This window comes from Candidatus Latescibacter sp. (genome assembly GCA_030692375.1).
GTDB lineage: Bacteria > Latescibacterota > Latescibacteria > Latescibacterales > Latescibacteraceae > JAUYCD01.
Map to the genome: position 1 here is coordinate 1 of JAUYCD010000101.1, position 10,563 is coordinate 10,563.

Consider the following 10,563-nt stretch of genomic DNA (forward strand, 5'->3'; position numbering starts at 1 on the left):
TTGCTTAGATTATTTACGTAACAAAACTTTTTTTATCCCAAACGATGAAAGTCCCCCTTCGGGGGATTTAGGGGGCTGCCTCTCAAAGAGTTATCTCATTTTGCACTGCAAAATTTACCAACTAATTTGGAGAAGAGCCTGTTTTCAAAACCACTTCTTTTTCCAGAAATAGTATACCATCCCCAGCGCCGCACCGGCCATGAGGGTCAATACGGCCGGGTATCCCCAGCGGGTCTTGAGTTCCGGCATAAGCTCAAAATTCATGCCGTAGACCCCGGCGATAAAGGTAAGGGGGATGAAAATGGTTGAGATGATGGTCAGGACTTTCATCACCTCGTTCAGCCGGTAGCTCGTGCTGGAAAGATAAATATCGAGCATTCCCGAAAGAAGATCCCGAAAGGTTTCCACGGTATCGATGATCTGAATGGTATGGTCGTAGAGGTCGCGGATGTACATGACGGTGGCTTCATGAATGAGCGCGCTTTCGCTCTTTTCCAGCCCGCTGATCATCTCACGGAGCGGCCACACAGACTTTCGGAGGAAGAGCATCTCCTGTTTCATGGTATGGATGTCATGGAGAGCTTCGCGGCCAGGATTTTCTATGAGGCGCTCTTCCAGTATCTCAATTCTTTCCCCGAGTTTCTCCATAATTATGAAATAGTGGTCTATCACCGCATCGATAAGGGAATAAGCCAGATAATCAGTGCCCATTTTCCGTATGCGACCCTTGGCGTTCCGTATCCGGTCACGGATGGCATTGAACACGTCCCCCTCGAATTCCTGAAACGATATGAGAAAATTTCGGCCCCAGACAATGCTTATCTGCTCGGCTTTGATTTCACCGGCTTTCTCGTCATAAGAAAGCATTTTCAGCACGACAAAGATGTAGTCCTCCATATCCTCCATTTTTGGGCGCTGCCCCTGGGTGAGAATATCTTCCAGAATGAGGGGATGTATGCGAAAGTGCTCTCCGATCTTCTCGATGGTTTCTCCATCGATCATGCTGGATATGTCTATCCATGAAACAGTAGCGGTCTCCCGGAGGGCAAAGGTATCCTCGACCGATTTTGCCTTGAATTCACGGAATTCATGTTCGCTGAAATCCATCACTGAGACGGTGGGTTTTCCGGCAATTTTCTCGCCGAAATATTCAAGGCTCCCCGGAGGAAGCCCGGCTTTTCTAGATCGGCGCAGGAGAGGACGTCTTTTCATGGCAGTACTCGCTTTAACTGGTTTTTTCTAAGATATGCATCGGAAACTCAGGTCTCAAGTTATTTTTCCCGGCCATGAGAGAAATAAAAATTTATTCATCTTGACAGAGTGATACCCGGAGTTGAGATTATACGTTATTGGAACAAAGGAAACATAAGATTATCTCTCGCAGAGTCGCAAAGACGCAACGTAAGAAGAAAAACGGAAAAAATATTGACAGGGTTAACAGGATTGACAAGATTTTGTAAAACACAAGAGTATAGAATCCTGTGAATCTTGTAAATCCTGTCAAAAGAAAAACACTATAATAATTCTAAAAAAGAGGCTCAATCATGTCAACATTTTTTCGATTTGTGAAAGGAATATTCTTCGCGGTTCTTTTTTATCTGACGCTCTCCTTCACTCTTTCAGTATTCGTTTTCGCCCAGGGGAATCCTGCCGTGCTCTCCTCACATGTGTTATGCAAGGAGCCGGGAAGGTATATCGGCTGGCCCACCATCGCCCTCACTCCAGCCGGTGAGCTTATCGCAGTGTTTTCCGGAGACCGTGACGAACATGTCTGCCCCTGGGGAAAAACCCAGATGGTCCGCAGCTCCGATAACGGCAAAACATGGTCCGAGCCGGTTACAGTCAACAACACACCCCTTGACGACCGTGACGCCGGTATCTTCGCCACAAAGAAAGGCACGCTCATTGTGAGCTGGTTCACCTCTCTTGCCTTCGACGACCCCAGATACCAGGAATCTTACCCGAAAGAACTCGTTCAATCCTGGAAACGCCACGCTGAAAAGCTCAGCCCCGAAATCCGCAAGCAGTGGCTGGGAAGCTGGGTCAGGCGCTCCGTGGACGGCGGGAAATCCTGGGGCGATCCCATCCGGGTGCTGGGTTCAGCCCCCCATGGCCCCATTCAGCTCCGTGACGGGCGCATTCTGTATGTGGGGCGGATTTATTTTGATGCCGATCCGGCGCTCTCGGTGGAGGAATCACGCGATGACGGCCTCACCTGGAAGCGTATCGGTACCATCCCCATTCCCGCCGGGGATGACATTTCGACCTACCATGAGCCGCATGCTGTAGAAACGGATAACGGGAAAATCCTTGTCATGATCCGTGAGGAAAAGCGGAATATCATGCGCCAGTCCGAATCCGCTGACGGCGGCCGTACCTGGACAGTCCCCCACGAAACCGGCATCTGGGGCTGCCCGCCTCACCTTCTGCGCCTTGCAGACGGCCGTCTCCTCACCGTCTACGGATACCGCCGGGCGCCGTTCGGCGAGCGCGCCTGCTTCTCCTCCGATAGCGGCAAGACCTGGGATGTGGAGCATTCGTTCACAATCGCCCCCGCTCTCGATGGCGACCTGGGTTACCCAGCCTCGGTGGAGCTCAGCGACGGTGCAGTATTCACCGTTTACTACCAGAAGGATAAACCGGGAGAAAAGACCTGCCTCATGGGAACCAGATGGAGAGTAAAATGAAAAAAATCCTCGGAATCGTCGGCAGCCCGCGTAAAAACGGGAACACCCATATCCTGGTCTCCACCATCCTCCAGAGCGCCCATGAAGCCCTGATGAAAGCATTCATCGACCGCTTCGTCTTCTTCAACTGCCTCCGGAGTCGGATGGAAGGGGGAAATACGTGAACGGCCGGAGAAGATCAAAGAGGCGGAGGATATGGGGAGGAAAAATGCTATGATAGATATTTTACATTAAATTAATTACTATTTGTTCTTTTTATCTTGACAATTTAATACGTTTTCTGTATACACAATACAACAACAAAGATTCAATTTTATCGTATTAAAAGAGGAAAGAATAATCTTTTAGTACATTATAAACAACTACTTGGAAAACTGTTTATGAACAAACCAAAACTCCCAATTCATAATTTATCAGAAAGGCACCCAGGTCTAACTGCAGAACTTGGGGAATCTTATACTCAAGCTGCAAGGGTATGTTTGGATCGTCACCATATATCCCCAACAGAATTCGATATTTTTAATAAAGGTTCTAATCAAGTAGCCGTTGCAGAATGGAGCATTTGTGATGACCGAATACGAAATGCATTTGCCAATGAAATTGATACAACGGAAGCTGGTGCATATGCTTGTGCTTTAGCGGCTGTTGAGTTATCGCGTGGTTTAGTTGCAATACGCAGAGCTGAGACAAAAACGGGAGCCGATTATTACATAGCCCAAATTGATCATAAAATTGAAGATCTCGAGGAATGCTTACGACTTGAGATATCGGGTGTTGACAGTGGGCCCGAATCAACAATCAATCAGCGACTACGTGAGAAAATAAGACAAGCTACCGCAGGATCTAGTAACCTACCTGCTGTCGCAACAGTAGTCGGATTCAAGGTTCGCAAAGTGATGATTGAGGATGTTGAGGAAAAATGAGCTGGAATATTCATCATACTGAAAGCGAAAGGCTTGCTTCCCAAGCCGAGACCTCTATACTAAATGGAGATAATAATCTTGCTCGCGAACTTTACTCAAAAGCTGCCGAAGAAGAAATGAACGCACTCAATGCATTGGATCAAACAAAGCATAGAACAATAGGTATTACTGCAGTAAGCACAGTTTCTCTATTATATAAAGGTCGTCAATTTTCATTGGCAGAAAAGGCAGCCTATAGATGTCTTGGCTTAAATGATTTACCGGAGTTTGCTTCAGATCAGTTACATTCACTTTTACAGTCAATTTGGAATGAGACTGCGATGGAAAAGGCCGGCATTAAGTTTGTTCCAGGGCAAATTCTTGTTGCTATTAAAGGGGGTGAAATTGTAAAGGGTGGTGCTCCCTTGGATTTGATTGTTGAAAAAGTACAAACTGTCCAATCTTACTTTTACAGGACTGCGGAATTTCTTAAAGATATACCTCATAGAAAAAGAGGTAGACCAGAAAAAGAAATACAAGATATATATCGACCATGGTTATTCCATGCAGTACCATCAAGTTATCAGTTTGCTATGGCAATACAAGAACCTGTTCAATTCGATCTTTTTGATCAGGTCAAACCATCCCCCAAAGATATTTCTGGAAAATTCCTTTCAATATTACGTTCATGTGTTAATGATCCAGATGGACAATTTCTACAGATAGTAACTGACAGAAATTATCAAGAAACATTCCTGAAACTTTCTAGAAATCTTATACCTAAAGGAAAGAGCTATACAGAAATGGAAATTCGTGCTTCAGATGAAACACGAGCAATTTCACTTATTCCTTCAAATAGAGAAATAATAAATAATACCATAAAAAAAAGAAGATCAACGAATTTACAACCAGAAGAGAATGAAGAAAGTGAAATGCATGGAATACTAAGGGCTGTTCATTTAGATAAAGATTGGATCGAAGTGACAATTAATGGTGAACACAAGAAAATTAGTGATGTCGGTGATATTGTAGATGACGTGATTGGCCCGATGTTAAACCGCCCTGTAATTGTTAAAACAATCCTTAAAGAAAATCGTTATAAATTCATAGATATTGAGTTAGATGAATGATTTTTTAATATTTACCAAAATAAAATATAAGGTACCTTTTTATGCAGATAGTAGAACGCCATTCCCACCTCAACGGCCTGGAATTCCTTACAATTCGCAAGCCGGACTTGTTGGATAAAATTGAAAAGGTAATTCAAACGGTCGATGCCGAGTCCTGCCGAACCAAAGTATCCAAAGATGGGAAATTCTTGTTCAACCCCACTGTCATTAATGCCTCTTTCAAATTCCTTCTCAGCGCCACAGATTGGGAGAAAAGCAAAGTCGGTTTTTGGATGTCCAATCGGGTGGCAATAGGAATGCAATTTAAGAAAAATGCTTATGAAGCTTGCTCCGCTTTCTCAAATCATCTGGCCTTCTATATCGGCGATCATATCGATGTCGGCATCGAAATCCTGCCGATGAAAGCCTTGCAGGCACAGATGAGCTCCGGCGTTCCTTACTACGAGGGCGAATTGTACAATGTTATCCGTCAGGGACGGGGCGTTCCTGCGGTGCCTTTGGTGATTATCGGAGTACTTCCTTAGAAATTTATTGCACGCTTGAGTTTTACGTATATTTTACACCCTGAAACGGTTTTATCGTTCCCGCGAAGCGGCAACCGGTTCAGATTGAACGTGTCATGCCGAACTTGTTTCGGCATCTATTTATAATGGTCATGCCGAACTTGGTTCGGCATCTTTTTTTTCATCTTCAGGAGATACTCTCATGAGAATAATTCTTCCATTTCTGGTTTTTTGCCTCATCACCGGAGCAATAAAGAAAGGATAACTCCCATGAAGTCCTTGACAGAACCCCGAAAACTCATCGTTTCGAGTCTCCTATTCCTGCTTTCCGGAGTTCTTCTTGCCGCGGCAGCTCCCGGAAGATATGAAAAGGAGCTTTCCGGCGAAGGCTGGCGGCTTTTCCTCGACAAGAACGCGGACTGGAAGAATGACCCGGTGTTCATGCCTCCGGTGAATGTGAGCACGCTGCCGGTTAATCCTCCTGCCTGCGGCTGGGATGATCTGGAGAGGAAATGCGACAAGGTGGTTTCCGTTCCCGGAACAGTTGAAGAGCATTTCTGGGGCGTCAACGGCAATCCCATCGGCGTCGCCGGAGACTGGCGCGGTGTTTCCTGGTGGAGCACCACATTTCTTCTCGATTCCGAACTGCGGGGAAAACGGATAACCCTCCGGTTCGAATCGGTGAACCTGCGGGCGGAAGTGTTCGTAAATAGAAAGCAGGCAGGATACGATGTGATCGGGAACACTCCGTTCGAGGTGGACATCACCGGAGCGGCCATCTTCGGGATGAACCGGCTCGATGTGCGCATCACCGATCCGGTGGGAAACTTCACCTGGGAGGACAACGACCTCTGCCGCTGGGGGAAGAACCTGGTTCCTGCTGTTCACGGGTTCGGCGGCATCACCGGACGTGTCTACCTCCGGGCGACCGACAGAGTGTATATCGACGATGTATATGTAGAGAACAAGCCGGTGATTACAGAGGCGGAGATATTTGCCGCCCTCGCCAATAGTACCGGGAAAACTGTGGATGGTATGCTCGTTGTAAAGGTGCACGAGTGGAGGAATCCCGCGAACGTCATCTGGGAGAAGGCCATGCCTGTTTCCGTTCCCGCAGGAGAATATACGATCTCCCTGCCTGTGAAAGCTCCAAAGGCAAAACCCTGGGCTATCCGCGATCCGCACCTGTATGTGGCCGCCGTGAAATTCACCGCCTCGGATGGCTCCCTTTCTGACATGGCAGAAAAGCGCTTTGGATTCCGCTATTTCACCGTGGGGGAAAAGAACGGGGACAAGCGTTTCTACCTCAACGGGAAGCGGGTATTCATCTTCGCCGCCATGACCCGCGGCTTCTGGCCAAAAACCGGCATGAATCCCACAGCGGAAACGGCCGGTAAGGACATCGAAATCACACTCCGGCTGGGCTACAACATGATGCTCTTCCATCGCGCCATCGGGCAGTCCATGATCATCGATCTCTGCGATGAAGCCGGGCTCCTTGTTTATGAGGAACCCTCCGGCTACCGCTGCGAACCGGCGCAGGACGAAACGGTGAAAACATGGCGCCGCGAGAAGCTCCGCCGTATGGTTATGCGCGAGCGCTCCAACCCTTCCTTTATCATCTGCAACCTGGTCAACGAAGCGCAGAAAGCGCCTTCGGAAGATGATATCGCCAATGTAAGGATGGTACATTCCCTCGATCCCGGCCGTATCCTCACCTACACGAGCCATATTTACAACGGGCTTCCCTATTGGGAGAATCGTACACCCGACCCTTACAAACTCCATATGCTCCCCTTCGACAGCACCCTGTATACCGCCGGGTGGTTCGACCAGCATCACTGGTTCCGTTATCCGGGCTATGTCGACGAGTGCTACCGTAATCCGCGCTTCTTTGCCCGCGGGGTAATAACCGGTCCTTCCGACATCGTCCAGGCCGATTCTCTGCATGCTCTTCCGCGAAACGAGATCATCTTCTGGGGCGAGGAAGGCCAGTGGGGAACCATGATGCGCCTGGAAAAGATACGGAGCGACATTCTCAGGAGCGGCGCGACCGGCTGGCGCGAGCGGATGCTTCTCCACTGGTACGATTGCTACGAACGCTTCCTCGATGAAAGCCACTTCCGCTCCTCGTTTCCGACTGTGGACGACCTAACCCTGAGCATGGGACGCAACCTTCACTACTATCACGGCCGCATGCTGGAGAACGCCCGCATGGGAAATCTCACCGACGGCTTCAATCTCAACGGCTGGGCCGCGCCGGAAACTTCCGAGGATATCGCCGATGCCTACCGCTATCCGACCGCCGACCCATCCATTCTGTCATACTACGCCCGGCCGCTCTATATCGCGGTGAAAATACCGGACAAGGTGCTCCCCGCCGGGGCAGTACCGCGGGCGGATTTTTTCATTATCAATGAGACAGATGTAAAGGGAAAATGCATGCTGGAGGTGAAATACACCGCCCCTGACGGCGTGGTGGTGTTCACGAAGCAATTCCCCGTGAACGTCCTGGGCGGCGAGGAGTACGGCCAGCTTCTCGTTGAAGGAGTCATCCTGCCCCCGGCGGAGCAGGCGGGCTATTACACGGTCTCTGCGGAGCTTCGCGATTCAGGCGGAAAAATTGCCGCCCTTGGACATGATGAATGCTATGCGGCGGATTACCGCACCGGGCCGGGCATACGGGGAACAGCCGCAGTTATCGACACCTCAGGAGTCATCAATGACTTCCTGAAAAAGACGCGCGGAATCACCTTGCAGGCGTTCGACGCCTCTAAGCCGGACCCGGATATCATTATTATAGGGGCGCACGATTTCCGGAGGACCTCCATGCCGGACCGCAGCCGCTACATCAACACAGTCATGGACCGGGCGGCGAACGGAACGAGCATTATCATTCTCGACCAGGCGGACAAATGGGCAGAGCTTCTGAACGACCTCTTCCGTCACGCCGCCATAGAGTACAAACGCAGCGTTCACTGGGGCGCCGACGGCCGCTTCATAGCAGGAAAAAACCTGGTCTTCAATGGTCTTCCGCAGTCGCAGGCCATGAACTGGGAGTATCAGTCCTTCTATCACGGCGACATCTGGGGTCTGGACATGACCCGCCTCGGCACAGAAACAATCGTGGCGCTAGCCTGCGAAAACCGCCCGGACATACTCGACGCCCTGGTGCGCATTCCTTACGGCCGAGGGGAAGTTTATCTCTCTACTCTGAGAATATTGCCGGAATTAGCTTCGACAAAACCTGAATCGGCGGTTGCGAAGAAATTGTTCTTGAATATGGTGGAGCGATGAAGGCCCTCACCCTTATTCCCCTTATCCCACGCCGAGCGCAGACGGGGGGAACACCATACAGGCCGAGAACGGGCCTCTCTCCAATCGGCAGGCGAGGATAAAAGGATGAGGGGAATCAAAGTGTTCCCCGGAGAAGAATTATGTATAAAATCGGAATATCGGTAATTATGTTTTTGTATTCACTTTCCAGTATTCTGGCGGCCGATTACTATGTGTCTCCAACCGGTTCCGCAACATGGAGCCAAAGCAGTAATATCAATACTCCATGTTCACTGGAAACGGCCAATGCCAATGTTCTGGCCGGCGATACCGTATGTCTGAGAGGAGGGATATACGGGACATATATTGCACCTCTGAACTCCGGGAAATCCGACAAGGGGAGAATAACCTATACCAATTATCAAAATGAGCGTGTGAAAATCGGCGGAACGAGATATGCCATCCATATCGACGGCAGGTCGTATACTTCCGTGAAAGGCATTGAATTCCGTAACTGCCTTCAATTTCTCATCATACGGAACGGACATTATAATGACATCGGTTATTGCGTTTTTGACCGGAATCAAACAGAGACGACCTGGATGGGGTCCTGGGTTCATGACAGATCCACCTTTAACCGGATACATGACTGCACTTTTTCGAGATTCGGCTGGGTGAGCAAGAATGATGACAAGGGAGCAATCCTTGATATCGGATATGATACCAGCACAACCGATGCCACCAACTATAATGTGATTGAGAACAATACTTTCTTTTACGGAGGCCACCATATCCTCCAGGTATGCGGGAAAAACAATGTCGTAAGGGGGAATTATCTGCATAATGAGGAATGGATGACCAGCCCCAGGACCGGCGGTTACGGGAACCGTAACGCCATGACTATCGGTCCCATGGCTGGCCAAAACCTGTTTGAAGACAACCGTTTCGCTTTTGCCGGAGTGCCTCCCGATGACAATGGCGCTGACGGATTGGTGTTAAGATCGCCGCGCAACATCGTGAGAAGGAACATGTGCTATGCGAATAAAGCTTCGGGTATTGGATTACACAGCATGACGGTAAGCATTCCGATTTATAACTATGTTTATTCCAATACTCTCTATTATAATGGCCATAACAGTGATATCGACCGTGAATGGCGGTGCGGCATTGCTTTCGGCAACTGGGGCAACGGCCCCCTGCCCTGCAATATAATTGTGAACAACATCATGCACGATAACTACAACAACACGTCAATCGGCGGTTATGGTAAGGTCGGACCGCAGATTGTTTTGAAAAACTGGCTGGATGAGGGGGATCCCGTTTTTATGAACGGCACAATTCCAAGCGATACAGCCGATTCCACTCTTCCTGATTTCCGGTTGAAAACCGACAGTCCATGTATCGATAAAGGCGTCTTTTTGACAAAAATCACCAGTCCCACGGGGAAGAGCGTAACGTTCACCGTGGATGATGCCGGATTCTTCTATGACGGATGGGGTATACCCGGCGAACGAGGAGATTTCATACAGATTGAAGGTCGGGCCGGAACCGCACAAATCATTTACATCGATTATAAAAACAACCGCATTACGATAGACCGGACGGTGTCATGGATACGGGGTCAGGGGTTGAGCCTTGTTTATTCCGGGGAATTTCCAGATTTGGGGGCATTTGAGTTTCGGGGTAAGTGATTTTTCTCCTGAATCGGCGGTTGCGAAAAAGTTGTTCTTGAATCTTGTGGAGAAATAAGGGTATGCAATAAAGCACGAATGGTGATGGAACATTAAAAAAGCTTGTGAAAAATCCTGTTTATTTGATAGATGCCGAAACAAGTTCGGCATGAAATCGTCCAAAGTAACTGTTTAACCACCGGAACAATAATAATACGAAAAGAATTCCCCAATTATACATGACGACATATTTCATTGCGTTTCTTTTCAAAATAGATGCCGAAACAAGTTCGGCATGACACGTGTCATCCTGAACTCGTTGCCGCTTCGCGGGAACGATAAAACCGTTTCAGGATCTAAATACTCAAAACGTGCGCAATTATTTATGTCGTCAT

At 48.7% G+C, this 10,563-nt stretch carries 8 protein-coding genes; 7 read left to right on the top strand and 1 reads right to left on the bottom strand.

Translation table 11 applies throughout. The features are described 5' to 3' along the window. Positions 1 to 144 precede the first annotated feature (144 nt). The gene (gene corA / locus Q8O92_06250) at positions 145 to 1,212 is read right to left on the bottom strand and encodes a magnesium/cobalt transporter CorA (protein MDP2982909.1); all 1,068 of its coding nucleotides are present in this window, start codon (positions 1,210 to 1,212) and stop codon (positions 145 to 147) included. Between the two features lie 332 nt (positions 1,213 to 1,544). Between corA and Q8O92_06255 the strand changes: the two genes are divergently transcribed. The 7 genes from Q8O92_06255 to Q8O92_06285 all read left to right on the top strand — a co-directional run bounded on the left by Q8O92_06255 (position 1,545) and on the right by Q8O92_06285 (position 10,189). Beyond that, positions 1,545 to 2,687: a sialidase family protein gene (locus Q8O92_06255; GenBank protein MDP2982910.1), complete on the top strand. Its 1,143-nt coding sequence runs from the start codon at positions 1,545 to 1,547 to the stop codon at positions 2,685 to 2,687. Then, complete coding sequence (locus Q8O92_06260) at positions 2,684 to 2,851, top strand: hypothetical protein (protein ID MDP2982911.1); 168 nt, start codon at positions 2,684 to 2,686, stop codon at positions 2,849 to 2,851. The genes Q8O92_06255 and Q8O92_06260 overlap by 4 nt, the downstream gene beginning before the upstream one ends. Positions 2,852 to 3,067: 216 nt before the next feature. Further along, positions 3,068 to 3,610 carry a hypothetical protein gene (locus Q8O92_06265; GenBank protein MDP2982912.1) on the top strand — a complete coding sequence of 181 codons (543 nt, stop codon included), beginning with the start codon at positions 3,068 to 3,070 and terminating at the stop codon, positions 3,608 to 3,610. Beyond that, positions 3,607 to 4,719 carry a hypothetical protein gene (locus Q8O92_06270; protein ID MDP2982913.1) on the top strand — a complete coding sequence of 371 codons (1,113 nt, stop codon included), beginning with the start codon at positions 3,607 to 3,609 and terminating at the stop codon, positions 4,717 to 4,719. The genes Q8O92_06265 and Q8O92_06270 overlap by 4 nt, the downstream gene beginning before the upstream one ends. A gap of 41 nt (positions 4,720 to 4,760) precedes the next feature. Continuing rightward, on the top strand, positions 4,761 to 5,243 hold the full coding sequence (locus tag Q8O92_06275; protein ID MDP2982914.1) for a BglII/BstYI family type II restriction endonuclease: 483 nt from the start codon (positions 4,761 to 4,763) through the stop codon (positions 5,241 to 5,243). Positions 5,244 to 5,492: 249 nt separating this feature from the next. Then, positions 5,493 to 8,519: a glycoside hydrolase family 2 TIM barrel-domain containing protein gene (locus Q8O92_06280; protein MDP2982915.1), complete on the top strand. Its 3,027-nt coding sequence runs from the start codon at positions 5,493 to 5,495 to the stop codon at positions 8,517 to 8,519. Between the two features lie 140 nt (positions 8,520 to 8,659). Beyond that, complete coding sequence (locus tag Q8O92_06285; protein MDP2982916.1) at positions 8,660 to 10,189, top strand: hypothetical protein; 1,530 nt, start codon at positions 8,660 to 8,662, stop codon at positions 10,187 to 10,189. Positions 10,190 to 10,563: the final 374 nt, after the last annotated feature.

Excerpts from the sequence above, each read along its gene's own strand:
- Q8O92_06270 (MDP2982913.1), top strand. The coding sequence starts at position 3,607 with ATGAGCTGGAATATTCATCATACTGAAAGCGAAAGGCTTGCTTCCCAA.
- Q8O92_06255 (MDP2982910.1), top strand. The coding sequence starts at position 1,545 with ATGTCAACATTTTTTCGATTTGTGAAAGGAATATTCTTCGCGGTTCTT.
- Q8O92_06265 (MDP2982912.1), top strand. The coding sequence starts at position 3,068 with ATGAACAAACCAAAACTCCCAATTCATAATTTATCAGAAAGGCACCCA.
- Q8O92_06280 (MDP2982915.1), top strand. The coding sequence starts at position 5,493 with ATGAAGTCCTTGACAGAACCCCGAAAACTCATCGTTTCGAGTCTCCTA.
- Q8O92_06285 (MDP2982916.1), top strand. The coding sequence starts at position 8,660 with ATGTATAAAATCGGAATATCGGTAATTATGTTTTTGTATTCACTTTCC.
- Q8O92_06275 (MDP2982914.1), top strand. The coding sequence starts at position 4,761 with ATGCAGATAGTAGAACGCCATTCCCACCTCAACGGCCTGGAATTCCTT.
- corA (MDP2982909.1), bottom strand. The coding sequence starts at position 1,212 with ATGAAAAGACGTCCTCTCCTGCGCCGATCTAGAAAAGCCGGGCTTCCT.
- Q8O92_06260 (MDP2982911.1), top strand. The coding sequence starts at position 2,684 with ATGAAAAAAATCCTCGGAATCGTCGGCAGCCCGCGTAAAAACGGGAAC.